Here is a 24726-nt window from a genome sequence, read left to right as displayed (position 1 = left end):
TCGGAGGTGTTTGTTTCAAACCGTTACGACCGAGGCAACCTGAGCCTTGTGGGGCGATTTTGCGGCGAGGCGTCGCGGGAGGGCGATCAATGAAGCGTTTGATCCTGGCTTTGTCGGTGCTGCTGGCGTCCGCTTCGGCGGCGGCGGCTCAGCAAACCCCCGCAGGGGTTGGACTTTCCGGACCCCCTGTGGTCACCTTCGTCGAGGCGGGGCGGCTGCTGGCGGATCCGTCGAACGGCGTTGTGCAGCGCAGTAAAACTCTCGTGATCAGCGGGAACCAAGTCGTCGATATTCGCGACGGCTTCGTCGGCGATCCGGCGCAGGGCCGGGTCATCGACCTGCGGGACTCCTTCGTTTTGCCGGGGCTGATCGACAGCCACGTCCACCTGACCGGCCAGCAAAACCCCAATTCGCGGCTGGAGGAGGTGACCCAGTCAGAGGCCGCCCAGGCCATGGTCGGCGCCCGCTATGCGCGCCGCACCCTGATGGCGGGCTTCACCACCGTCGCCGATCTCGGGGCCGACAACGAAGCGATCTTCGCCCTGCGCGAGGCGGTGAAGGCGGGCGACGTGCCGGGGCCGCGCATCATTGCAGCGGGCTCGGCCGTGTCGGTTCACGGCGGCCACGGCGACGCCAACGGCTTCCGCGCCGACGTCCTGCACCTGCTGTCGCCCGAAAGCGTCTGTTCGGGACCGGAAGACTGTATGCGCGCGGTCCGCACCCAGATCCGCGCCGGCGCCGACATCATCAAGATCACGGCCACCGGCGGGGTCCTGTCCAACACCGCCGCCGGTCTGAACCAGCAGTTCAGTGATCCCGAACTGACCGCCATCGTTGAAAGCGCTCGCCGGATGGGCCGCCAGGTCACGGCTCACGCTCACGGCGTCGACGGCATCAACGCCTTCCTGCGCGCCGGCGGCGATTCCATCGAACACGGCACCTATCTGGACGACCAGTCGATCCGCCTGTTCAAGCAGAACGACGCCTGGCTCGTGCCGACCCTGCTGGCGGGGGATTTCGTCGCGCGCGTCGCCTCCGGGCCCGACAACTTCTTCACCCCCGCCCAGACCGCCAAGGCGCTGGAGGCGGGGCCGAAGATGCTGGAGATGGCGCGGCGCGCCCACCAGGGCGGCGTCAAAATCGCCTTCGGCACCGACAGCGGCGTCTCCGCCCACGGCGACAACGCCAAGGAGTTCGCCCTCTTGGTTCGCGCCGGCCTGACTCCGCTGGAGGCCGTCCAGGCCGCCACGGTCGGCGCCGCCGAACATCTGCGCATCTCCAGCGAGGCCGGGCGGATCGCGCCGGGCATGCCGGCCGACATCGTCGCCGTCTCGGGCGATCCCCTGAGCGACGTCGCCGAACTGGAGCGTATGAAGTTCGTGATGAAGGGCGGGGTCGTTTATCGCGCCGACTGAATCCGGTCGGCCCTGATCTTCTCGACCAGGAAGGCGGCGAAGCCGGCCTCATCCTCAAACCGGGCGACGACGGGCCAGGCGGTCACATGCGAGCGCTGATCGGGCGTCAGCCGCACCCAGTCCTTTTCCGTGGTGACAAGGCCGGCCTGAAAGACCGCCGCCCGATCTTTCAAGAACGCCATATCCTTGTCGCTGTAGGCCGCATGGTCGGGGAACGGGACGAAGTCGACCAGATCGCAGCCCGCCGCCTTCAGCGACCGCTCGACCTTCCACGGCTTGGCGATGCCGGCGAAGCCGACCTGTGGGCCGGTCGGGGGCGGACCCTGCGGCGTCAGTCTCGCGAGATAGATCGGCAGACCCTCGAAGACCGCCAGCAGTTCAGGATCGGCTGTCTCCAGATCGGTCGGCAGCATCACCACAACGGCGTCGGCGCGCGCCAGCCCCGCTTTCAAAGGCTCGCGCATCGGGCCGGATGGAAAGACCGAGCCGTCCCCGAACGGCCATTCATCGCCGCGGGTCTCTCCATCCACGACGATCAGGCTGACGGTCTTCTTCAAGGCGGGGTTCTGGTGTCCGTCGTCCAGCACCAGGGCGTCGGCCCCGTCCGTAACGGCCGCCTCGGCGCCGGCGACCCGATCTCGTGAAATCCAGACCGGCGCGTCCCTGGTCAGCATCAGGGGTTCGTCGCCGACGTCCTCGGCCGTATGCAAGGCGGGATCGACGCGGACCGGCCCTTCCAGCCGCCCGCCATAGCCGCGCGACAGGCCCCGGGCCTCCACCCCCGCCGCGCGCAGCAGCCGCAGCGCCTCGCGCGCAACCGGCGTCTTGCCCGATCCGCCGACCGTCAGATTGCCGACCGAAATCACCGCGCAGCCGGGATCAAGGGGAACGGTGCGCGCGATGCGCCGCGCCGTCACCCCAGGCCAGATCCAGCCCAGCGGCTTCAACAGGGTGCGTGTCATCCGGGCGTGATCGCGGTCGCGCACATACCACCAGCGGGGCGTGTTCAGCTTCATCGCCGGGGTCTCTTCTGCGGCGTGAGCGGAGCGAGCCAGGACCACAGCCGCTCCAGATCCCCGCCCGCCTCGGCCGCCGCGCGGCGGGCGCGCTCGCCCATGGCCTTTGCCGCCGCCGGATCGGCCAACAGGGGGCCTATCGCCTGGGGCAGGTCCCAAGGCGCCTGGACGGGGATCAGCCCGCCCGACTGGGCCAGGGCCGCCGTCACGCTGGCCCAGTTGGAGGCGTCCGGTCCCGTCACGACGGGCCGCCCCAGCCGCGCGGGCTCCAGCGGATTGTGACCGCCGACCGCCGGCAGGCCCAGGGCCGGAGCGAAGGAGCCGCCCATCACCACCACATCGGCCAGACGCAGGAACAGCCCCATCTCGTTCAAGGTGTCGGCCAGATAGACGTCCGTGTCGCGCCCGATGGTCTCGCCGCGCGAGCGCATGGCGAAGGCTGCGCCCTCCCGCTGCAGGGCCTCCGCGATCAAGGGACCGCGCTCAGGGTGGCGCGGCAGCAGGATCAGGCAGACGCGCTCGCTCAGCTTGTCCAGGGCGCGGACGACCGCGATCTCTTCGCCCTCATGGGTGCTGGCGGCGACGATGACCGGCCGGTCGCCGATGGCGGCGCTCAGACGGCTGAAGGCGGCCGTGTCATGGGGCAGGGGCTCGCCCGCCAGCTTCAGATTGACCAGGTCATCGACACGGGCGCCCATCCGCTCCAGTCGCTCGGCGGAGGCGGCGTCCTGGGGCAGGATCAGGTCGAAGGCGTGCGTCACCGCTTGCGCCGAGGCGGGAAACCGGCGCCAGCCCTCGACCGTCTTTTCGGTGATGCGGGCGCTGACCAGGGCCAGCTTCACCCCACGCCGATGGGCCTCCAGCAGCAGATTGGGCCACAGTTCGCTCTCGACGAAGACCGCAAGCGCAGGCCGCCAGTGATCCAGGAAACGGCCGACCGCACCCGGTCCGTCCACCGGCGCATATTGGTGGATCACCCCCTTCGGCAGCCGGTCCTCAAGAATCCGCGCGGAGGTCACCGTGCCCGACGTCACCAGAACCGTCAGATCCGGCCGCGCCTTTACGAACCGTTCGACCAGGGGCAGCAGGGACAGGGTCTCGCCCACGCTGACGCCGTGCAGCCAGACCAGGTCGCCCTCGGGCCGTTCGATCCGGGTAAAGCCCATCCGTTCATCGACACGGGCGGGGTCCTCCTTGCCTCTGGCGGCGCGGGCGTCCAGCAGGCGCGGCGCCAGGGGCTCCAGGGCGCGGGTCAGCAGCCGATAGGCCAGCAGGGGCAGGGGCGTCACGGCTTCAAACCCGTGATCGCATCCGCCCGCGCCTCGACCGCATTCAGCCGCGCCGTCCAGTCGCGCGTCACCTGGGCAATGTCGGTGCCCTGGGGATAGTCGGCCCGATCCCAGACAATGGCGCCCTTGCCGAACGGCAGGGGCAGGACCGCCCGGTCCCAGCTGTTCAGCCGGATCGCCGGATTGCAGGACAGGCCGATGAACAGGACCGGGGCGCCGGACAGTTTCGCCATCAGCGGCAGGCCCTCGGCCATGATGTTGACCGGGCCGCGCGGGCCGTCCGGGGTGATGGCCAGGGCGCCGACCTTGAGCTGCTTCAGCCCGTCGCGCAGGGCCTGGGAGCCGCCCTTGGCCTTCTGCGCCTTGTCCTTATTGGCCGATGAGCCGCGCACGGCGGGAAAGCCCTGGCGCGCCACCGCCTTGGCGATGAACTCCCCGTCGGCCGACAGAGAGATCAGGGCCTTGGCCGGCTGGGCTCGGTCCAGCGGCCAGCAGGCGGGCGACAGGCCAATGCGCGAATGCCAGAAGACGCACAGAACCCCGCCGCCCTGCGCCCAGACAGCCTCGGCCGCCTGCTGGTTCTCATGGGTCCAGCGGATGGTGGCGAAACAGACCTGCATCCATCTGGCCAGGGTCCAGGCCAGGGCGGACTGGATGATCGGATTGCGCAGCGGCCTCACGCGACGGCCTCGACCGCCGGGGTTCCGTCCAGCGACTGTTGCCGGGCCAGGCGGGCGTAGAGTCCGCCACGGGCCACCAGGGCTTCATGCGTCCCTTCCTCGACCACCCGCCCGGCCTCGATCACATAGATGCGGTCGGCGTTCCTGACGGTGGACAGGCGGTGGGCGATCATCAGGGTGGCGCGCCCCTCCATCAACCGCTCCAGCGCCGCCTGGACCAGGGCCTCGCTCTCGGTGTCCAGGGCGCTGGTCGCCTCGTCCAGCAGCAGGATGGGCGCGTCCTTCAGAAAGGCGCGGGCGATGGCGATCCGCTGGCGCTGCCCTCCCGAAAGGCGCAGGCCCGCCTCGCCCGCACGGGTGGCGTAACCGTCCGGCAGGCCCGTGATGAAGTCATGGGCGGCGGCGGACCGCGCGGCGTCCTCGATCTGGGCTTGCGTCGCGCCCGGCCGGCCATAGGCGATGTTGGCGGCGATGGTGTCGTCGAACAGGAAGGGCTCCTGGGTCACCAGGGCGATGTGGTCGCGCAGATCGCTGATCCGCACCTGACGGATGTCGATCCCGTTCAGCCGCACCGCCCCGGCCGTGACGTCATAGAAGCGCGGCAACAGGCTGAGGATGGTGCTCTTGCCCCCGCCGGAGGGGCCGACCAGGGCGACCGTCTCGCCCGGCGCGACCCGCAGGGAGACGGCGTCCAGGGTCGGGGCGTCCGTCCCGGCATAGGCGAAGGACACCCGATCCAGCGCCACCTCGACCGGGCCGGACGGCAGGGCCTCGGCGTCAGCCGCCTCACGGATTTCCGGCTCGATGTCCAGGGCGGCGAACAGGCGCCGCGCCGCAGTGAAGCCTTCGCTCATCACCGTGGCCAGGTTCGTGACCTGGCGCAGCGACTGGCCGGCCGCCAGCAACAGGCCGATGAAGGCGGCGAACCCGCCCACCGTCATCTCGCCCGACTGGGCCCGCCATCCGGCATAGGCCATGACGGCGGCGACGACGACATAGGCGACCAGATCGCTGGACGGGCCGGCGAAGGCGCGGGCGTTGGCGCCCTTGATGACGTGGCGCTGGCGACGGGCCACCACCTCGGCCACGCGATCCTGCTCGGCCGCCTCGCGGTTCTCGATCTTGATCAGGCGAACCCCGTCCAGATTCTCCATCAGGGCGGTGGACAGGTTCTCGGTCTCGGCCATGGCGCCGACGGCGGCCTTGCGCGTCCTTCGCCCGAACCGGCGCAGCACCAGGGCCACCAGGGGCACGCCCAGCAGGACCACCATGGTCAGCTGCCAATCAATGATCCCCATATAGATCAGCACCGCGATCAGGGTCAGCAGGTTCTGGGTGTAGTTGACCACGCCCGAGGTGAAGGCCTCGCGCACCAGATTGGCGTCGAACAGGACCGAGGAGACGAAGCCGCCCGAATGCTGGCTGCGCAGTCGGGCCAGATCGGCGCGGATCATGGCGCCGAACAGGCGGATCTGGATGTCGCCGACGATCGTATGGCCCAGTCGATTGACCAGGGCGGCCTGCCCCAGGGCCGCCAGGGTCCGCACCACCGCCACCGTCAGAATGGCGGCGGGGATGACGATCAGGGCCTCGTCCGCCGGGAAGCGGAAACGGCCGAACAGGACGATCGGCTGGTCGCCGCCGAGGAACAGGCCGTTTACCGCCGGCTCCAGCAGCTTCAGCAGGGCCGCCGTCAGCAGACCTGTCGTGGCGGCGCACAGGATCGACAGGATCAAAGATCCCTTGCGGCTGCTCAGATAGTCACGCCAGATCCGCGCCAGCAGGGCGCGCAGGGGCATGGAGGGGGCGGGCTCGCTCATCGGCCCTTCGGTCGTCTGAGCCGCCCCTCAAGTCAAGGCTTGTCAGGCGCCGGCGTCAGCGGACGCCCCGCCTCGTCGGCCCGGATCAGGGTTTCGCCCGGGGCATCATCGATCCTCATCGCCGGGGGGACGGTCGGATTGGAGGCGTAGCGTCGCCCGTCGAACGGCACGGCGGCCTCATAGCCCTGGATGATCCCGCCGCCCGCCACCTGCACGCCCAGAGCGCGCCGGCCGTGATCCTCGCGTTCCAGAAGACGGATGGGCGCGCGGGCCACGCTGATCTCGCCGACTGAGCGATAGGTGGACCCGTCGCGGTCCAGAACCAGCAGGCGGCATCCGCCCGAGCCGCACCAGGCCGGTCCGGTCAGATAGACCAGGGCCGTCTTGCCGTCGGGGGTCAGGGCGGCGGTGTAGCGGGTCGTGGCCGCCGCGTCGCCGGCGCGCTGTTGCAGATAGGCGATCAGGGATGGGTCTTCAGGCGGCGTGCTCTGGGCGACGGCGCCGCCCGGCAAGGCGACGGCGATGACGGCGGCGAAGATCTTCATGGCGGCCTTTCGGGGTGACGGGCTTAGACGTCTGAACGCCTGAACGCCCAGGTGGTTGAAGATCAACCGCTCCCTTTCTAAGTAGGGCGGGCAGGTTCGCCTGCAGTGTTCTCAGGGCGGGGTGCGATTCCCCACCGGCGGTAAGGCGGCGACGCCAAGCCCGCGAGCGCTCCCCCGGCTTGGGGAGGTCAGCAGATCCGGTGCGATTCCGGGGCCGACGGTATAGTCCGGATGAAAGAGAACGGGACCCAACGCCTCGTGGCGTTCGTCGCTCGCGCCTGAGCGGCGGGCGCGGCGCGTCGTCGCCCGTAACCCTGGAAAACTGGTTACGGAAAGGACGACCAATTGAACCAGATTTCCTCACCCTCCCTCCGCGCGCCCGCTTGGGGCGCCTTGTTGATGCTGTCGGCCAGTCTCGTCTTCGCAGGCGGCAACATCCTGCAATCCGTCTTGCCGCAGCGGTTCGGCATGAGTTCGACCGGAATGGCCTTCTGGCAGTATCTGATCGCCTCGGTCCTGATGCTGCCGATCGTCTCGCGGATCGGCCTGGGCAGGCTGAAGACGCGCCGGCCCCTGGCCCATCTGATCCGCGCCTTCGCCTCGGCCCTGGGGGTGCACGTCTTCGTCTACGGCTTCGCCTCGGGCGTGCCGATCTGGCAGATGGTGACCCTGCTGGCGACCGGCCCCCTGTTCGTCATCATCGGCTCGACCCTGTTTCTGGGGGAGCGGGTATCGGGCCCCCGGATCGTCGCGGCCATGGTCGGCTTCATCGGCGCGGTGATCGTTTCCGGCGTAGGAGCCGAGGGGCTGGGATGGGCCGCCCTGACCCCGGTCCTGGCCGCCGCCCTATGGGCCGTCACCGATGTGATGACCCGCTGGCTGGCGAGGGAGGAGACGCCGGAGACCCTGACCCTGTCCCTGCTGGTCCTGATCACGCCCAACCATCTGGCTCTGTTGCTCTTGGCGAACGCCTTCGCCTTCGCCCTGCCGACCGGGGTGGCGACGGGCCTGCCCTTCGCCCTGCCCGAGGGGGCGGGCCTGCTGCTGTTGCTGGCCCTGGGCGCCCTGACGGCGGCGGCGCAATATCTGCTGGCCTTCGCCTACCGGCTGACCGACGCCGCCTATCTGCAGCCCTTCGCCGATCTGAAGGCGCCGCTGGCCGGCCTGGTCGGCTGGCTTCTGCTGGGACAGACGCCGTCGCCCTGGTTCTGGCCGGGCGCCGCCCTGATCGTCGGAGCCTCGATCTTCATCTTCTGGATCGAGGGTCGGGCGCCGCAAGACGGGTCGGCGACGGCCCCGGTCGCAAGCGGAGGATGACGCGGCGGCCCCGGATCGCTATCTGGCGGCCATGGCGCGCTTTGACCTTTCGACCGCAATGGGCCGTTTCCGGGCCCATTGGCATTATTTCTGGGCGGATCACGCCTTTCTGCGCCTAGTCTTCTCCAACGCGCACTGGCTGGGGCCGGACCTTGTCCGCACCAACCAGCCGTCGCCGCGCCAACTGGCCTATTGGAAGTCCAAGGGGGTCAAGACCGTCATCAATCTGCGGGGCGAGCGGGACGAGGGCTATTACTGGCTGGAGAAGGAGGCCTGCCGGCGGCTGGGCCTGACCTTGATCGACGCGCCGCTTGACTCGCGCGACCCGCCGCAGAGGGATCGCATTCACCGGGCGCGCGACCTGTTCAAGACCATCGACTATCCCGTCCTGATCCACTGCAAGTCCGGCGCGGACCGAGCCGGGATGATGGCGGTCTTCTATCGCCACTTCCATCTGGGCGAGCCCATATCGGTCGCCATGAAGCAGTTGTCGAAGAAATATCTTCACTCGCGCGAAGGGCTGACCGGCGTCCTGGACTATACGCTGGAGAAGTACGTGAACGAGGTCGAGCCGCAGGGCGTCAGCTTCATCGACTGGGTCGACAGTCCCGACTACGACCCCAAGGCCATCCGCGCCGAGTTCAAGGCCGGCTGGTGGGGCACGCTGCTGACCGAAAAGCTGCTGAGGCGGGAGTAGGGGCCGACACCGTCAGCCCCAGGGGCCGGTCTTCGGTCTTTCGTCGTCTTCGCCGGCCTGGCGCGCCTCGGCGGCCAGTTCGGCGTCCCGTCGCGCCTTGCGTTCGGCCTCCCACCGCTTGAACCAGCGCGCATAGCCGATGTGGCCTCGCAGCGAAAAGCTGAACAGGGCCAGGACAGCCAGCAGGCTGACCAGTTGAAAGATCTGTTGGGGTTCCAGGTTGATCACGGTCGTTCAGCGTCCGTGTCAGGGAACGGGTTCCCGCTCCCTGACGTCGCACTCAGGCCGCGTCGCCGCGCGGGTCGATCAGCTTGTGGGCGTGCAGGATGAAATAGCGCATATGGGCATTGTCCACGGTCGCCTGGGCGCGCGCCTTCCAGGCCTTCTTGGCTTCGTCATAGCTGCCGTAGGCGCCGACGAACTCGACCTGGGACAGGTCGCGGAAGACGGGCTCCTTCGGGTGGCGCAGTTCGCCGCCGATGACCAGGTGCAGCAGTTGCGTGGGGACGGAGGATTGGTCGACCATCGGATGTCCTTGAAAGGCTCGGGTGGGGCTTTGGCCGGGGCATAGGCCGAGAACGCCTAAGGATCAATGTATGACGGGGTTTTCAGACCCTGCCTTACGTCGAAAGCGGCACGTTTTTACAGCCGCGCTCCCGTTTGCCCGTCATCGCAGCTTGGGGCATTATGCGGTCATGAGCAGTGATCCGGAAAATCTGACGCTGGTGTTCCTGCGGCGGATCGACGCCAAGATCGATACGCTGGCGCTTGATCTGCGTGAGTTGAAGGAACGGGTCTCCGGCGTCGAAATCGGGCTGACGTCCGTGCGGCGCGACATCGCCGGGTTGGCGGAGACTGACGCTCGCCTCCAGGTGTCTCTGGACCGAATGCGGGACGATGTGGGCCGTATTCAGCGTCGGCTCGACCTGCATGAAGAGCCGGCTGCCTAGGTTTCAGGTCGACAGCGGCACGTTTTTACAGCGCCGTATGATCAGCGGGTGCAGGGCCGGGGCGGCGCAGACCAGGCTGGCCTGACGCGGGTCGGGCCGGTTGAACCGCCAGGGGCGGCCGTGGTGGTCGGTGACGCGCGCCCCCGCCTCTTCGGCGATCAGACTGCCCGCCGCCACGTCCCAATCCCATTTCGGCGTCAGGGCCAGGGCCGCGTCGAAGGCGCCGGCGGCGACCAGGGCCATCCGATAGGCCAGGGCGTTGCGCTTTGAGAACCGCAGGGGCGGCCAGGGCTCGTCCCAGTGCGGCCCCTCGATCATCCGCGCGTCGCCCAGCACCGAGGCGTCGTCCAGCGTGTCCACGTCCGAGGCCCGCACCCGGGCGCCGTTGCGCCAGGCCCCGCCGTTCCGAACCGCCGCATAGGTTTCCTGAACCTCCGGCGCATGGATGACGGCGGCGACGACCTGGCCGTCCTCGACCACGGCGATGGGGGTGCACCACCAGGGTTGGCGCTTCATATAGGCCACCGTGCCGTCCACCGGGTCCACCACGAAGATCCGTCGCCTCGACAGGCGGTCCGGCGAGTCCGCCGTCTCCTCCGACAGCCAGCCATAGTCAGGCCGGGCGGCCAACAGACGGTCCTTCAGCATGGCGTCCACCGCCAGGTCGCCGCTGGTCACGGGGGAGCCGCCCGCCTTTGACTCGATCTTCAGCCCCGCCTCGCGTTCGGCGACGGCCAGGGCCCCGGCGTCGATCGCCGCCTGGCGGATCAGGTCGAGATCGGCGTCCAGCTCCGTCATTTGCCCGCTATGGCCACCGCGTCGAACATCAGGCTCGGCACGTTGAAACTGCCCCGGAACTCCAGGTCCGAGCCCCGAACCAGCCGCAGATAGAGGTCAGGCAGCTTGCCCGCCACCGTCACCTCATTGACCGGATAGACGATCGCGCCGTTCTCGAACCAGAAGCCCGACACCCCGGCGGACCAGTCGCCGGTGTTTCCGTTCAGCGACGGCCCGAACATGGAGGTGACCAGAAGCCCGGTCCCGGCGTCGGCCATCAGCCCGGCCAGATCGCGCTCGCCCGGCTCCATGTGCAGATTGTGGGTCGAAACCCCCGCCGATCCCGCCAGGCCGCGCGAGGCGTGGCCGGTGGACTCCAGCCCCAACTGCCGGGCCGAGGCGCTGTTCAGCAGCCAGGTGGTCAGCACACCGTCGTCGAACAGGGCGCGCCGTTCGACCACGACCCCTTCATCGTCGAACGGGGTCGATCCCAGGCCGCGCGGCCGGAATGGATCGTCGATCAGGGTCACGCCTTGGGCGAACACCCTCTGGCCCATCCGGTCCTTCAGGAAGGAGGTGCCGCGCGCGATCGACGGCCCCGAAATCGCGCCGATCGCCGGCGAGACGATCTGGCCGGCCATGCGGTTGTCGAAGATGACGGGGGCGGTGGTCGAGGCGATCTTGCGCGCCCCGGTCCGGGCTGCGGCGCGTTCGCCGGCCGTTCGCCCGATGATTTCGGCGCCCGGCAGGTCCGACAGATGCCGGGTCGAGCGGCTCTCGCCGCCGCGCTCCATCGCTCCGTCCTTCTCGGCGATCACTCCGACGCCCAGCGAGAAGGCCGAACCCTGATAGTCCCCGTCGAATCCATGCGAGGTCACCAGTCGCCAGCGGCTGGACGACCAGGACGCATGCCCGCCCTCGGACCGGGCGACGCCCTTCACGGCCAAAGCCGCGGCCTCTGCCTCGGCGGCGGCCTGCTCCAGCGCTTCCGCACTGCGTTCGCTGGGATCGAACAGGTCCAGTTCGGCGAAGGGCGCCTGCGCCAGCCGATCCTGCGGCGCCAGACCGGCGTGGGGGTCTTCCGGCGCCAGCCGCGCCATGGCCACCGCGCGTTCGACCAAACGTGTGCGAGTCGCCGGCGACAGGTCCGAGGCGGAAACCGAGGCCTGCCGCTGTCCGACGAAGACCCGCAGGCCCAGATCGCGCGATTCCTCGCGCTCCACATCCTCCAGCCTTCCGTTGCGAACGCCCACTGACAGGGAACGACGATCGGCGCTGACCGCCTCGGCGGCGTCCGCGCCGGCTTTCAGCGCGGCCTGGACGATGTCATGCAAAAGATCGGCGGAGGCGGTGGCGTCGCGGGCTTCAGTCATGCCCCGATATGGCGGACCCTTTGCTGCGTCGCAACCTCGCGCCTCAGACCACGGCGAAGGCGATCAATCCGACCGCCGCCGTCAGCAGGGCGACCCAGGTCAGCAGCATGCCAATCACCCGACCCAGCGACGGCCCCGTCTGGAACAGAAGGCCCAGGGCATGGGCCGACCGCCCCACGAACAGGGTCGCCCCCACGCCATGCACCATCCAGGCGGGCGCTCCGACGGCGGCCAGAAGCAGCATGGCGATCATGCCGGGCGCGGCGTATTCGGCGCAATTGCCGAAGGCGCGGGTGGCGGCCGCTAGGTCCGCGATACCGCCGTCCCCCAGCGACACCATATGTTTGCGGCGGCCGCTGACCACAATGCCCGACAGAACCAGGAGCAGCAGGATCAGCAGTCCGCTCCACACGGCTGCGGCCTGGACGGCGTACATCATGGGGGTAGTCATGGATCAGTCCTCGCGCCCGACGGGATAGAGCAGATAGCGGTCGTCATAGAAGGGCGTCCGCTCATAGAACCAGGCCAGCCGCGCCTGCGGATCGGCCGCGAACGCCGGTTCGGCCGCCAGCTTGGCCTCGAACTCGGCCTTCAGCGCCGGATCGGCCGCCAGCATCTTCTCGGCCAGGGGCGCGATGGCGTAGGCCTCGATATATTCGACCCGGCTCATGACTTCGGGGAACAGGCCCCAGGCGAAGAAGCTCTCGCTGGACTGGGGCTCCAGCAGCAGAACGACGACGTCGCCCAGCGGCTGGTCAGTGGGCACGCGCACCGAGCCGGTGGGGAAGGTCCAGTCGCGGCGTTCGACCTCGACCGTCTTCACCGAAGCCTGGACGTGACCCTCGTTCGCCCGCGTCGCCAGTTTCGGCTCGACCAGGCGCAGCATCGACAGGTTCATCGTGCGCGGCGCCGCCAGCGTCTCCATCTCGACGCCGTGGATTTTCAGCCGCTCGATGATGTCGGTGCGATAGCTGGGCACCCAATAGGCGGTCGGGCGGTTCAGGGTCAGCGTCGGCTTGGATCCGTAGAAGGGCATCTGCCACGGTTCGGGATCGGGCCGGCCCAGCCAACGCACCTCGTCGCGACCCGAGGCGGGGCTGTGATACATCTCGTACAGCATCCCCTTGAACGGGCGGGTGGAGGAGGGGGTCTCCTCCGCCTCGAAATTCGCCAGGATCTGCGCCGGTCGCAGGGTCAGGTCCTGATCGGTGGCCGCCTTCAGCGCCGCGCCCTGATCGGCCAGCAGCCGCATCGCCTCCTCGATGAAGACATAGGTCCCCAGCACCCGCTGTTCGTGCGGTTTCAGACTGTGGTTTTCGATCAAGATCGTCGGCACATGGGCTGCGGCGCCCCAGCCGTTGGAGTAGCGTTCGCCCAGGCCGCCGTCCGACAGCCCCTTCTTCGGTTCGTCGTCGTCGATGCCGAACACCAGTTCGCCGGGGATATGGCCTTGGCGCTCCAGGGCCGCGTTCATCGCCGGCTTGAACACCGTATCCAGCCAGGCCGAGCTGTTGGGGGACCGGCTGAACGATCCGTCCTCGCCGTTGAAGCCGTAGGTGACGTCGTACTGGTAATCCAGGCCGTCGGTGACGTGGACGTCCACATAGAGGTCCGGCCGGTACTTCAGGATCAGGCCCCGCACCGCCCGCATTTCGGCCTGATCCAGCTTCAGATAGTCGCGGTTCAGGTTCTGGTTGGTCGCCGTATTGCGCCAGCCCTGAATGCGCGGCCCGCGCTGGTTCGGCCGGGAATAGGCGCCGGCGCGCTCATGCCCGTCCACGCTCAGGATCGGGATCAGGATCAGATTGACCCGGTCCAGCAGGGCGTCCTTGCCGTAAAAGGCGATGTCGCGCAGCACCATCATGCCCGCGTCCTTGCCGTCGATCTCGCCGGGATGGATGCCCGCCTGGATCATCAGCACCGGCTTGGCCGGATCGAAGTTCGCCCCGTCCTTGGAGGCGATCACCGCATAGATGGGCCGCCCCTCGGGCGAGACGCCGAACTGTTCGATCCGGATCAGGTCGCTGGCGGCGTCCAGTCGGTCGAACCAGGCGCGGGTATCGACATAGTTCGGCGAAAAGTCATGGCCCCGATCGGCCTCGAACGGCGTCACCCAGGGATCGCTCGCATCGCGCAGCAGGGCCTTCGACGCCCCGTCCCAGGCCGGCGCGGGCGGCAGGAAGGGCTGGTCCCAGGGCGCGATATTGGAAAGAACGGGCGGACGGCCCGGCGATTGGGACATGGCGGGACTCGAGACTAGGGCCGCGACGGCGGCGAACAGAAGCGCGTGACGCATGGATGAAGTCCTCGACCGATCCGGTCCTTATGGCAAGCCTGCGGGCCTCAGCCGGCGACGGCGGCGGGCGTGGCCGGGGTGGGGACGGCGAGGGTCGCCGGCATGCAGGCCAAGATCAAATAGATGGCGACGTGCAGGCCCAGCAGGATGGCGAAGGTCCGCCTGCTGCGGGTCAGGGCCGCCGGAACGACCAGCACCAGATACAGGGGATAGGCGATCGCATAGTTGATCAGCAGCATCGCCGCACCCGGCTTGCCGAGTATTTGAGAGATCGAGACCGCCACCATCAGCGTATTGGCCACGGTGGTCAGGATCAGCACGATCCTCTTGTTGCCCCAGAAATGGTCGTCCAGGTCCATCCCGTCTTCGATCTGGTGCGGAAAGACCAGGGAGGCCGCGATGAAATAGACCATGGCGATCGCCAGGCCGATCACCAGCATGCCGTAGCTGAACGGGGCGTCGCGGAAGGTGTGCCAGGCGGCGTCCCAGAAGGTGGCGATGTCCAGGCCGACGAACAGGGCCAACAGGGGCGTCAGCCAGCCGATGCGCAGGGTCTTGCGATGCTGGATCGCCGCAGCCAGGCCCGTGGCGATCACCGCCACCGACAAGCCGAGCGCCAAGCCATAGAAACTGAAATAGAATTCGAACGCGCTCACCTGTCCCCCGATCTGACGCCACGCCCAGATATGGAGTTATCGCGCTTGTCTTGGCAAGCGCGCCTCGGCGGCCGATCCGCGATCGGCGGACTATTCCTTCGCCACCAGGGACCAGCCGCCCTTTTCAACCAGGGGCGCCGCAGCCCGGCTGATGTTCAGGCCGTAATAGGCCAAGAGCGCGATCAGCGCCGCCTTCACGATCCAGGGGCGGCGCGCCAGGGCGGCGATCAGCGTCAGACCGGTGAACAGACTCACGCCGAACCAGAAGAACCAGCTCTTGGCCACCAGATGCAGTTCGCCCTGGGCGGCCGCGACGCCGACGATCAGGCTGGCTACAATGACATTGGCGCTCAGCAGAAGCAGAAGGATGGTGCGCTTGTTGCGCCAGAAATGGGCGTCCAGATCCTCGACCTGATCCTCGTCACGGGGAAAGACCAGGGTGGCCGAGATGTAGAACAGGCCTGCGATCACCAGTCCCAGCATCAGAAGGGCCAGATTGAACGGGGCGGGGCGGAAGATGATCCAGGCCTGGAACCAGAAGGTGGTCACATCCAATGCGGCGAACACCACCAGCAGCGGCGTCAACAGGCCGAAGCGCGGCCTTGGATTACGGTTCAGCGTCCGCGCGAACCCGCCCAGCAGTTCCGCCACCGACAGGCCCAGGATCAGCCCATAGAAGCTGAAGAAAAATTCGAACGCGCTCACATCGCCCCCTCGGCGTGAATCAAGGCTTCCGCCCTATTTCCAGATCGACCTCTTGTCGCCGGGCAAGCCGAGCGTGTCCCAGATAGCGTCGATCCTTTCGACCACCGCCTGGTCCATCCGGATCTCCTCGCCCCATTCGCGCTTGGTCTCGGGCGGCCATTTGTCCGTCGCGTCCAGGCCGATCTTGGAGCCCAGGCCGCTCTCGGGGCTGGCGAAATCCAGATAGTCGATCGGGGTGTTCTCGATCACGGTGATGTCGCGCGCCGGGTCCATCTTGGTCGAGATGGCCCACATGACGTCCTTCCAGTCGCGGGCGTCGATGTCGTGGTCCACGACGATGACCCATTTGGTGTACATGAACTGGCGAAGATAGCTCCAGACGCCCAGCATCACTCGCTTGGCGTGGCCCGGATAGGCCTTCTTCATCGACACCACCGCGATCCGGTAGCTGCACCCCTCGGGCGGCAGCCAGAAGTCGACGATCTCGGGGAACTGCTGGCGCAGCAGGGGGATGAAGACCTCGTTCAGCGCCTCGCCCAACACGCTGGGCTCGTCCGGCGGCCGTCCGGTGAAGGTGGTCAGATAGATGGGGTTCCGCCGCATGGTGACGGCGCTGACCTGGAAGACCGGGAACTTCTCGACCGAGTTGTAATAGCCGGTGTGGTCGCCGTAGGGGCCTTCGTCCTCGAACGCGTCCAGCAGGACGTGCCCCTCCAGCACGATCTCGGCCTGGGTCGGGACCATCAGCGGCACGGTCTTGCACGGGACCAACTCGGCCTTGGCGCCGCGCATCAGGCCGGCGAACTGATATTCCGACAGGGTGTCCGGCACCGGGGTCACCGCCGCCAGGATCGTCCCCGGATCGGCGCCCAGGACGACGGCGCAGGGCAGGGGCTCCTTGGGCCGCGCCTTCTTGTGCCGGGCGTAGTGCTGGGCCCCGCCGCGATGGGCCAGCCAGCGCATGATCGCCCGGTCCTTGCCCAGGACCTGCATCCGATAGATGCCCAGGTTGAAGTCGTCCTCGCGATCCTCGCTGGGCCCCTTGGTCACGACCAGGCCCCAGGTGATCAGGGGGGCCGGCTCGCCGGGCCAGCATGTCTGGACGGGCAGGGCGGTCAGGTCGATCTGGTCGCCCTTCAGCACCACCTCCTGCACCGGCGCCTTCTTCACCGTCTTGGGTCGCATCGACATGACGGTCTGCGCCAGGGGCAGCATCTCCATGGCGTCGCTTAAGCCGCGCGGCGGCGTCGGATTTCTCAGGAAGGCCAGCAGTTCCCCGACCTCGCGCAGCTCGCCCGCCGTCGTGCGGTTCTTGCCCTCCAGCGTCAGCCCCATGGCGACCCGTTTCACCGTGCCGAACAGATTGGCCAGGCAGGGGATCGGGCTGATCGTCCCGTCCGGCATGACCGGCTTTTCGAACAGCACCGCCGGGCCGCCGTTGCGCAGCAGCCGGGTCTGGATCTCGGTCATCTCCAGCACGGTGGAGACGGGTTCGGACACCCGCACCAGCTCGCCGTCGGCTTCCAGCTGGTCGATGAAGTCACGCAGGGATTTGTAAGCCATGGCTCCGCCTAAAGCGCCGGGGCCGAACTGTCACGCCTCGTTCGGCTTAAGACCCGGTCCATCCCGACCAGCGCCGATCCGACCAGCAGGAAAAAGACCAGCAGCCCGCCGAACGTCGCCAGCACCCGGCCCAGCCCCAGGGCGTCAACATTGACGAACCCATAGGGCCACCAGTGGGTGGCGAGCCCGTGACCCAGGGTCCATGCGCCGAAGATCAGCGGAAATCCGAGGGCCTTCACCGGGTCGATCCACCGCAACGCGCCCCTCGGCGTGAACCACAGCCAGTCCAGCAGGAAGGCGGCCGGCATGACGTAGTGCAGCACCAGATTGACGGCCAAGGTCAGCCCCTCCGGCCGCCAGTAGGGGGCGATCATGAAATGATACACCACCCCGACGATCAGAATATAGGTCGTCACGGCGGCGCGGAAGGTCGGCGACGCCGTCCAGCGGGCCAGGGGCCATGTCGGTTTCAGCAAAGGCCCCGTCAGGGCAACGGCGACCAGTATATTGGTCAGAATTGTGAAGAAGCTGAAGTACTGGACCGTCCGCGTCGCCACCGCCCAGCCGTCCGCCGGCCCCGCCATCAGCAGATACTGCAACGCGAGCGCCGCCCAGCCGATGACGGCGAAGGCGGCGCGCCACAGGCGCGGTCGATCTCTTTCCCGCAACATGCGCGCCTCCTCTGATCAGGCGGCGGACTTGTCCCATTCGTAGGCGGGGTCCAGCCAGTCGCCCAGCCGTTCGCCCCGGTCCAGGGCGTCCATCCGCTGCATCTCCTCGCCCGACAGTTCAAAGTCCAAGATGTCGAAATTCTCGCGCGCCCGGCTTTCCTTCGTCGTGCGCGGAATGGCGATGATCCGGTTCTGGATCAGCCAGCGCAGGGTGGCCTGGCCATTGGTCTTGCCATGGGCCTGGGCGATCTCGGAAATCGTGGCGTCGTCTGCGATCTTGCCTTGGGCCAGGGGCGACCAGGCCGTGATCGACGACCCCAGCTCGGCCGCCGTCGCGACCAGGGCGTCAACGCCCAGATAGGGATGGTGTTCGACCTGATTGGTGATCAGCCGCGCCTTGGACAGGGCCTGGGCCTGCCGGAATTCCTTGGACGGGAAGTTGGACAGGCCGATGTTGCGCGTCAGTCCCCGGTCCTTGGCCTCGTTCAGCGCGCCCAGGGTCTCTTCGAAGGTCGGCGTCGGCTTGGGCCAATGCAGCAGCAGCAGGTCCGGCGTGGTTCCCAGGCTCTCGGCCGATTCCTCGGCCTGTTTCAGCAGGGCGTCATGGGTGAAATGCTCGACCCAGATCTTGGTGGTCAGGAAGATGTCCTCACGCGGCACGCCCGAATCCCGGATGCCTTCGCCCACCGCCTTCTCGTTCTTGTAGATCCAGGCCGTGTCGATGTGGCGATAACCGATCCGCAGGGCCTCGGCGACCATCCGGCGCGCGTCCGCCGGCTCCAGCTGCCATGTGCCGAAGCCGAGCAGGGGAATCTCGACGCCGTCGACGCTGAGGGTGGGCTGACCGCCATAGGCCATGGGGGAACACCTTCTCACTGGGGGAGCCGAACAGTTAGGCGCCGGGTCCAGCCTTCGAAACCCCTGCGTCGAACCAATCCAGAATTTCCTGCCACAGCGGCTCCAGTCCCTTGCGGAAGGCGCCCTCGTGGCCGATCCGTCGGGCGCCGTAGTCTTGGGAGCGTCGCACCACGATCTCGGACGAGGCGTTGGGATAGGCCTTCAGCAGGGCCGCGCCTGTGCCCGGTGTGGCGATGGGGTCGTCGGGAAAGATCCAGGACCGGATCGGCGCCCGAACCTTGTCGAACCCCTGGGGCTCAAGGGCGCCGGACCTCAGCTCGTCCAGGAAATAGGCGGGCTTCAGGCACCACCGCCTCCACGTATCGAACACGCCGCGCGGCAGGTCGGTCCCGCGCCACAGCCGGCCCGCGCGGATATAGCCGTGGCGGCGCAGCTGGTGCGGCCCGAAACCGAACCAGAAGAACAGCTCCATCGGATTATAGGTTCGGTGGTGTCCGCCCCACCATCCGGTCCCGACCGAGACGAAGGCGTGGCGGGCGATCTCGCCCTGGTTGGGCATGAAGCCGACGAAATGACCCCCGACGCTGTGTCCGACATGGAAGATCGGCAGGCCCGGCGCCGCCTTCTTCAGAGCCTTCAGCGCCGCCGGCATGTCCAGCCGACCCCAGTCGGGATAGTCCATCTCCATGGCCGCCAGATCCTCGGGCCGCGACCCGCCGATGCCGCGATAGTCATAGGTCAGAACCACGCCGCCCCGTTCGGCCATCCACCGCGCGAACCGGGCGTAAAAGCCGCGCGGAAATCCCGTTCCGGCCGAGACCAGCACCGCCATTCTCGGCCTGTCGCCCCGAAACAGGGTCGCTTCCAGCGGCCAGCCGTCCTCGGCCTTGATCGACCGGTCTTCGACCGTCAGCCCCATGTCGTTTCCGTCCGTTGCTATTTTCAACGGACCCTGACTGATTTCCCCGACGTCAGGTCAAGCCGCGTCATGGGCCTTCACCAAGCGCTTCGGCGCGACCTTGCGCCACCGTTTCCACAGCGCCGCCTTCAGCCAGACGGGATCGACATGGGCGATGCGGGCCAACACGATCGGATAGTCGCGGTAGTGGTCCGTGAAATGAAAGGCGTCGGGGGCCATCTCGATCAGCAAATCCCGCTCGTCCAGATTATCCAGGTGCACCACGATACTGTCGTCCAGCTTCGGACGCAGCCAGGTGAAGAACTTCCCCGCCACCTTGAACGACGGTTCCCCATAGGAGACGCCGTCCTCGACGCCGGGGAAGGACAGCAACAGAGCACGCACCTCTTCGTGGGTCATTTCCGAACGCCAATCTCAATAGGCCCAGCCTCAATAGGCCCAACCTCAATAGGCCAGGGCGATCCCGTCCTTGCGCATTTCGGTGGCCGCGCCATAGGTCCAGCGGCCGCCCGGGTTCATCTGTTTCATCACGTTCTGATAGCCGCCGAAGCCGCCGTCCGGCTCGCCCAGGGTCCAGCCCATGGCCCGCAGCTGCGCCTTGGTCGCCTCGGGGACGCCGCTCTCAAGGTGCAGCACTCCGGTTCCTTCCTGCGGCTGGCCGGTTGGTTCCGACGAGCCATAGTGCTGCCAGCGCGGCGCATCACCCGCCGCCTGGGGCTCCAGCCCATAGTCGACCATGTTGATGATGATCTGGGCTTGGCCCTGAGGCTGCATGGCGCCGCCCATGACGCCGAACGCCATCCAGGGCTCTCCGTCCTTGACCGCGAAACCGGGAATGATGGTCTGGAACGGCCGCTTGCCCGGCGCATAGATGTTGGGGTGGCCGTCGGTCAGGGCGAACAGTTCGCCCCGGTCCTGGAACATGAAGCCCAGCGGTTCGGAGCCGTTGTCGGGCGCCAGGCCCGAACCCATGCCGCGATAGTTGGACTGAATCCAGCTGACCATCATCCCGTCAGCGTCGGCGACGCTGAAATAGGTGGTGTCGCCGTGGTGCGGGGCGTCGCCCGGCATGACGCGGTCCATGACCCGATCGGGCCGGATCAGCTTGGCCCGCTCGGCCGCATAGGCCTTGGAGTTCAGCCATTCGACCGGCGTCTTGGAGAATCGGTCGTCGGCGAACCAGCGCGCCCGGTCCTCGAACGCCAGCCGCTTGGCCTCGGCCTGGACGTGCAGAGAGGCGGCGGACTGGAAGCCCATGGATTTCAGGTCGAACTGTTCGCAGATGTTCAGGATCTGGTTGGTCGACAGGCCCTGGGTGTTCGGCCCCAGGCCGAAGACGTCCACCCCGCGATAGTTGGTCTGGATCGGCTCGACCCATTCGGTGTGGTGGGCCGCCATGTCGGCGCGGGTCATCCAGCCGCCGATCCGCTTGAAATAGGCCTCGATCTGGTCGGCGATGGGGCCGTCATAGAAGGCGTCGCGTCCGCCCTCGGCGATCATCCGCAGCGTCTTGCCCAGGAAGGGATTGGCGAAGACCTCGCCCACCTTGGGCGTCGCCCCGCCCGCGGCCCAGATGCGCTTCCTGTTGTCGTGCTCCTCGATCGGGATCCGCGCCCGATCAAAGGCCGCCATGTTGCGTTCCAGATAGTAGGCGATGACCTGGGGCACGGGCGCGCCCTGTTCGCACAGCTCGGCGACCGGCAGCAGCACATCCTTCCACGGCAGCTTGCCGTAGCGCTGGTGCGCGCTCCACCAGGCGTCCACCGTGCCCGGCACGTTCACCGTCACCGCGCCGTAGCGGGGCAGATAGCCGTCGATGGCCCTGGACCGCGCGGTCTCCAGACTCAGGCCCCGCGGGCTGGGGCCGGACCCGTTCAGCCCGACCACCTTCTTCTGCTTCGGATCCCACAGCATGCAATAGGCGTCGCCGCCGATGCCGTTGGCCACCGGCTCCAGAAAGCCCAGGGCCGCATTGATGGCGATGGCGGCGTCTATGGCCGATCCGCCGCGTCTCAGGGTGTCGATTCCGATCAGGCTGGCGGTCGGATGGGCCGTCGCCGCCGCCCCGTTCATGCCCCAGACGGTTGAGCGGCCCGTGAACCTGGGTCCCGTGACCCGATCTCCGATGCCGATCCCCGCATAGGGATCAGCCGGACGGGCGGGGGAGGGGGCAGCGCCCGCCGCCTGTCTCGCCTCGGTCCCGGTCGCGGCCAGGGCGCCGGCGGCCAGGGTTCCTGCGGGCAGGGCGGATAGGAAGGTGCGACGGCGCATGGGCGGACTCCTCGAACAGCCGGGACTTATCAAGTCTGCCTCTGGCGCGTCCGACAAGCTTCACCGCAAAGAAAAAGGCCGCGCCCCTTTCGGAACGCGGCCCTGATCCTGGATAGACCCCAGGTCCTATTCGATGTCTTCGTTCAGCAGGCCGACCTTGAAGAAGCCGTTCTCCTGCATCTTGTTCATGACTTCCATGAACTGCGAATATTTCACTTCCGGCTGAGCGCGGACGAAGACGCGCTCTTCCTGGCAGGCGCCGCCGCCCAGGGCGGTGCAGACGTCAGCCGCCAGGTTGTCGATCGAGGTCTGCTTGTCGGAGATGAACAGCTGACCGTTCTCCTGGATGGTGATGTACACCGGTTCCTTCTCGGGCTTGTCCGGTGACGGCGGCTGTGCGGGCGGCAGGTCCAGACGGATCGAGACGGTCGCCATCGGCGCGGCGACCATGAAGATGATCATCAGCACCAGCAGAATGTCGATGAACGGCGTGATGTTGATATCCGCCGTCTGTTCGATGGTGTGCTTGTCCCCGCCGGAACCACCGATCTTCGCAGCCATGCACCGTCTCCGTTACTCGCCGGCCGTCATATGCGCCGACATTCCCTATGGATCGCCCGAAAGCTTGATCGGTTCTTGGCGTTCCGATCGCCGCTTGTAAAGCGCTTCTAAACGATCGCGCCTTCCTGCACGTCAATTATATGCGACAGCCATATGCGACAGGGGCGCCGGCTCAGCCCTTCGCCAGCTTCAGGAAACGCTCCGCCAGGGCGGGATCGGACTTGAAGGCGCCGGTGAAGCGGGTGGTGACGGTCGAGACGTGCCGGTGATGGACCCCGCGGGTGGTCATGCACTGATGGGCGGCGTCGATCATGACCGCGACGCCCTTCGGCTGAAGCTGCGATTCGATGGCTTCGATGATGTCGTTGGTCAGGGTTTCCTGATTCTGCAGCCGCCGGGCGAAGATCTCGACCACCCGCGCCAGCTTGGAGATTCCCACCACCTTCTCGCCGGGCAGATAGGCGACATAGGCCTTGCCCAGGAAGGGGGCCAGATGGTGCTCGCAATGGCTCTCCACCTCGATCTCGCGCAGGATGACCATGTCGTCATAGCCGGTCACGTCCTCGAACGTGCGGCTCAGCTCCTTGGCCGCGTCGGCCTCATAGCCGTCGAACCACTCTCCGTAGGCGTCGACCACCCGCTTGGGCGTGTCGATCAGGCCCGGCCGGTCGGGATTGTCGCCGGCCCAGGCGATCAGGGTCCGCACCGCCTCCAGCGCCTGTTCGCGGCTGGGACGCTGCACAGCCGCATCGCTGACGAGGACGGGTTTGGCGGGGGTGACGCTCATGGACTGGATTTCCGGCCGGCGCGGGCGAGGGCGCCCGGTTGTATCTCAGGCCGCTATATGGGACGGACCCTCCGTCCTGCAAGAAAACCTGCCGAAGACCGCTCCATGCCGCTGCACATCCACGACACCCTGCACCGTGAAAAGCGCCTGTTCGAACCGCGCGATCCGAACCGGGTGACCCTCTATGTCTGCGGCCCGACGGTCTATGACTACGCCCATATCGGCAATGCGCGCCCGCCGGTGGTGTTCGACGTCCTGGCAAGGCTGCTGCGAAGGCAGTACGGGGCGGACAAGGTGCTCTACGCCCGCAACGTCACCGACGTGGACGACAAGATCAATCAGAAGGCCGCCCGCGAGGGGGTGCCGATCGGCGAGGTCACGGCCCGTTACGAGGCCGCCTATCTGGCTGACATGGCCCTGCTGAACGTTTCGCCGCCCGACCTGGCCCCCCATGTCACCGACTATATCCCGGCCATCGTCGATCAGATTCAGGCCATCATCGACGCCGGCTGCGCCTATGCGGCGGAAGGGCATGTCCTGTTCGACGTCTCGGCCTATCCGTCCTACGGCGCCCTGTCGGGCCGGAACCTGGACGACATGATCGCCGGCGCCCGGGTCGAGGTCGCGCCCTACAAGAAGAATCCGCACGACTTCGTCCTGTGGAAGCCGTCCAAGCCGGACGAACCGGCCTGGCCCTCCCCCTGGGGCGAGGGGCGTCCAGGCTGGCATATCGAATGCTCGGCCATGATCGAACAGACCCTGGGCCTGCCGATCGATATCCACGGCGGCGGCGTCGATCTGGCCTTCCCCCACCACGAGAACGAGATCGCCCAGGGCGTCTGCGCCCACGGCTGCGCCCACGCCGAGAACGCCCACGACCACTACGCCCGCTACTGGATGCACAACGGCTTCCTGACCGTGGACGCCGAGAAGATGTCCAAGTCGATCGGCAACGTCCTCTTGCTGCACGACCTGGTCCAGTCCATGCCGGGCGAAGTCGTCCGCTGGGCGCTGCTGAGCGCCCACTATCGCCAGCCGCTAGACTGGAACCAGGGCCTGCTGGATCAGAGCCGCAAGAATCTGGACCGACTTTACGGCGTCCTGCGCGACGCCGACGCGGCCCTGGCCGACTTCGATCCGGCCACGCTGGACGAGGCCGAGCTGGAGCTGGCCGAGAACGCGCTCGATCCAGTGCTGGACGCGCTGGAGGACGATCTCAACACGCCCGGCGCAATAGCTCAGCTCTTCGGGCTGGCGAACGCCTTGCGCGATCTGCTCAATGACGCCGAGACCGACATCAATGACGTCGCCATGGCTCGCTGGAGCCTGAAAGAAGCCGCCGGCCTGCTCGGCGTGCTGTCGCTGACGCCGGACGCCTGGTTCGAGGGCGGTGATCCCGCCCTGAAGGCCGAGGTCGAGGCCCTGCTGGAGCAACGCGCCGCGGCCCGCGCCGCCAAGGACTGGCCCGAGGCCGACCGCATCCGCGACCGCCTGAACGAACTGAACGTCGTCGTCATGGACGGCCCCGACGGCGCCGCCTGGCGGCTGAAGGGGTAAGCC

26 protein-coding genes and 1 riboswitch are annotated in these 24726 nt (G+C 67.6%); of the genes, 5 read left to right on the top strand and 21 right to left on the bottom strand.

Features of this window, described 5'->3' with window-relative positions; all coding sequences use genetic code 11:
- The first annotated feature begins 89 nt into the window (after positions 1–89).
- Entirely contained in the window at positions 90–1415 is a 1326-nt protein-coding gene (locus AC1RKE_RS02290) for a metal-dependent hydrolase family protein (RefSeq protein ID WP_395942099.1), read from the top strand.
- On the opposite strand, the gene lpxK is transcribed toward AC1RKE_RS02290, so the two are convergent.
- The 5 genes from lpxK to AC1RKE_RS02265 are packed head-to-tail and all read right to left on the bottom strand — an operon-like array spanning position 1400 to position 6765.
- Positions 1400–2431, bottom strand: coding sequence for a tetraacyldisaccharide 4'-kinase (lpxK, locus tag AC1RKE_RS02285; protein WP_483458267.1), 1032 nt, complete (start codon positions 2429–2431; stop codon positions 1400–1402). The two genes, AC1RKE_RS02290 and lpxK, sit on opposite strands and share 16 nt — an antisense overlap.
- A complete protein-coding gene (locus tag AC1RKE_RS02280; RefSeq protein WP_492896267.1) occupies positions 2428–3720 on the bottom strand; it encodes a 3-deoxy-D-manno-octulosonic acid transferase in 1293 nt (430 codons plus the stop codon). Before AC1RKE_RS02280 ends, lpxK begins: the two co-directional genes overlap by 4 nt.
- Complete coding sequence (locus AC1RKE_RS02275; RefSeq protein WP_348684794.1) at positions 3717–4400, bottom strand: lysophospholipid acyltransferase family protein; 684 nt, start codon at positions 4398–4400, stop codon at positions 3717–3719. The genes AC1RKE_RS02280 and AC1RKE_RS02275 overlap by 4 nt, the downstream gene beginning before the upstream one ends.
- Positions 4397–6220, bottom strand: coding sequence for an ABC transporter ATP-binding protein (locus tag AC1RKE_RS02270; RefSeq protein WP_348684792.1), 1824 nt, complete (start codon positions 6218–6220; stop codon positions 4397–4399). The genes AC1RKE_RS02275 and AC1RKE_RS02270 overlap by 4 nt, the downstream gene beginning before the upstream one ends.
- A gap of 32 nt (positions 6221–6252) precedes the next feature.
- Positions 6253–6765: a COG3650 family protein gene (locus AC1RKE_RS02265; RefSeq protein ID WP_348684791.1), complete on the bottom strand. Its 513-nt coding sequence runs from the start codon at positions 6763–6765 to the stop codon at positions 6253–6255.
- Positions 6766–6868: 103 nt separating this feature from the next.
- A riboswitch (FMN riboswitch) is annotated at positions 6869–7012 on the top strand.
- Positions 7013–7110: 98 nt separating this feature from the next.
- Here AC1RKE_RS02265 and AC1RKE_RS02260 point away from each other — a divergent pair.
- Both AC1RKE_RS02260 and AC1RKE_RS02255 read left to right on the top strand, forming a co-directional pair.
- Positions 7111–8082 carry a DMT family transporter gene (locus AC1RKE_RS02260; RefSeq protein ID WP_395942313.1) on the top strand — a complete coding sequence of 324 codons (972 nt, stop codon included), beginning with the start codon at positions 7111–7113 and terminating at the stop codon, positions 8080–8082.
- Between the two features lie 31 nt (positions 8083–8113).
- Positions 8114–8779, top strand: a complete 666-nt coding sequence (locus AC1RKE_RS02255; RefSeq protein ID WP_054767003.1) for a protein tyrosine phosphatase family protein — start codon at positions 8114–8116, stop codon at positions 8777–8779.
- A gap of 12 nt (positions 8780–8791) precedes the next feature.
- Here AC1RKE_RS02255 and AC1RKE_RS02250 read toward each other — a convergent pair whose 3' ends face one another.
- Positions 8792–9007 (bottom strand): hypothetical protein, encoded by a 216-nt coding sequence (locus AC1RKE_RS02250; RefSeq protein ID WP_054766242.1) that lies wholly within the window; start codon positions 9005–9007, stop codon positions 8792–8794.
- Positions 9008–9059: 52 nt separating this feature from the next.
- Positions 9060–9305, bottom strand: a complete 246-nt coding sequence (locus AC1RKE_RS02245; RefSeq protein WP_152950705.1) for a DUF4170 domain-containing protein — start codon at positions 9303–9305, stop codon at positions 9060–9062.
- A 70-nt stretch (positions 9306–9375) separates the two neighbouring features.
- Here AC1RKE_RS02245 and AC1RKE_RS02240 point away from each other — a divergent pair, with 70 nt between their 5' ends.
- Positions 9376–9729: a hypothetical protein gene (locus AC1RKE_RS02240; protein WP_224760985.1), complete on the top strand. Its 354-nt coding sequence runs from the start codon at positions 9376–9378 to the stop codon at positions 9727–9729.
- A 3-nt stretch (positions 9730–9732) separates the two neighbouring features.
- Here the strand turns inward: AC1RKE_RS02240 and AC1RKE_RS02235 are convergent, their stop codons facing one another.
- The 14 genes from AC1RKE_RS02235 to folE form a co-directional block, all read right to left on the bottom strand.
- Positions 9733–10527, bottom strand: coding sequence for a 3'(2'),5'-bisphosphate nucleotidase CysQ (locus AC1RKE_RS02235; protein WP_348684309.1), 795 nt, complete (start codon positions 10525–10527; stop codon positions 9733–9735).
- Positions 10524–11879: a TldD/PmbA family protein gene (locus AC1RKE_RS02230; protein ID WP_395942315.1), complete on the bottom strand. Its 1356-nt coding sequence runs from the start codon at positions 11877–11879 to the stop codon at positions 10524–10526. Before AC1RKE_RS02230 ends, AC1RKE_RS02235 begins: the two co-directional genes overlap by 4 nt.
- Positions 11880–11922: 43 nt before the next feature.
- Entirely contained in the window at positions 11923–12330 is a 408-nt protein-coding gene (locus tag AC1RKE_RS02225) for an MAPEG family protein (RefSeq protein ID WP_228184486.1), read from the bottom strand.
- Positions 12331–12333: 3 nt separating this feature from the next.
- On the bottom strand, positions 12334–14175 hold the full coding sequence (locus AC1RKE_RS02220) for a M14 family metallopeptidase (RefSeq protein WP_483458133.1): 1842 nt from the start codon (positions 14173–14175) through the stop codon (positions 12334–12336).
- A gap of 47 nt (positions 14176–14222) precedes the next feature.
- A complete protein-coding gene (locus AC1RKE_RS02215) occupies positions 14223–14831 on the bottom strand; it encodes a hypothetical protein (RefSeq protein WP_348684307.1) in 609 nt (202 codons plus the stop codon).
- 90 nt (positions 14832–14921) lie between these two features.
- Positions 14922–15536 carry a hypothetical protein gene (locus AC1RKE_RS02210; protein WP_152950700.1) on the bottom strand — a complete coding sequence of 205 codons (615 nt, stop codon included), beginning with the start codon at positions 15534–15536 and terminating at the stop codon, positions 14922–14924.
- Positions 15537–15569: 33 nt separating this feature from the next.
- On the bottom strand, positions 15570–17099 hold the full coding sequence (locus AC1RKE_RS02205; protein ID WP_395942135.1) for a UbiD family decarboxylase: 1530 nt from the start codon (positions 17097–17099) through the stop codon (positions 15570–15572).
- A gap of 8 nt (positions 17100–17107) precedes the next feature.
- Positions 17108–17770: a Pr6Pr family membrane protein gene (locus AC1RKE_RS02200; protein ID WP_348684411.1), complete on the bottom strand. Its 663-nt coding sequence runs from the start codon at positions 17768–17770 to the stop codon at positions 17108–17110.
- A gap of 15 nt (positions 17771–17785) precedes the next feature.
- Complete coding sequence (locus AC1RKE_RS02195) at positions 17786–18628, bottom strand: aldo/keto reductase (RefSeq protein WP_348684410.1); 843 nt, start codon at positions 18626–18628, stop codon at positions 17786–17788.
- 34 nt (positions 18629–18662) lie between these two features.
- Positions 18663–19547, bottom strand: coding sequence for an alpha/beta hydrolase family protein (locus tag AC1RKE_RS02190; protein ID WP_348684409.1), 885 nt, complete (start codon positions 19545–19547; stop codon positions 18663–18665).
- Positions 19548–19604: 57 nt separating this feature from the next.
- The gene (locus AC1RKE_RS02185; protein ID WP_348684408.1) at positions 19605–19946 is read right to left on the bottom strand and encodes an MmcQ/YjbR family DNA-binding protein; all 342 of its coding nucleotides are present in this window, start codon (positions 19944–19946) and stop codon (positions 19605–19607) included.
- A gap of 45 nt (positions 19947–19991) precedes the next feature.
- Positions 19992–21818, bottom strand: coding sequence for a gamma-glutamyltransferase family protein (locus tag AC1RKE_RS02180; RefSeq protein WP_348684407.1), 1827 nt, complete (start codon positions 21816–21818; stop codon positions 19992–19994).
- Between the two features lie 126 nt (positions 21819–21944).
- Positions 21945–22379, bottom strand: coding sequence for a biopolymer transporter ExbD (locus tag AC1RKE_RS02175; RefSeq protein ID WP_191558581.1), 435 nt, complete (start codon positions 22377–22379; stop codon positions 21945–21947).
- 172 nt (positions 22380–22551) lie between these two features.
- Entirely contained in the window at positions 22552–23166 is a 615-nt protein-coding gene (folE, locus tag AC1RKE_RS02170; protein ID WP_054766226.1) for a GTP cyclohydrolase I FolE, read from the bottom strand.
- 105 nt (positions 23167–23271) lie between these two features.
- On the opposite strand from folE, the gene cysS reads away from it, so the two are divergent.
- Entirely contained in the window at positions 23272–24723 is a 1452-nt protein-coding gene (cysS, locus tag AC1RKE_RS02165) for a cysteine--tRNA ligase (RefSeq protein ID WP_333896465.1), read from the top strand.
- Positions 24724–24726 lie beyond the last annotated feature (3 nt).

The sequence above is a fragment of the Brevundimonas sp. GW822-FHT03E11 genome, assembly GCF_058801445.1.
This window is presented reverse-complemented; position numbering and strand designations above follow the sequence as displayed.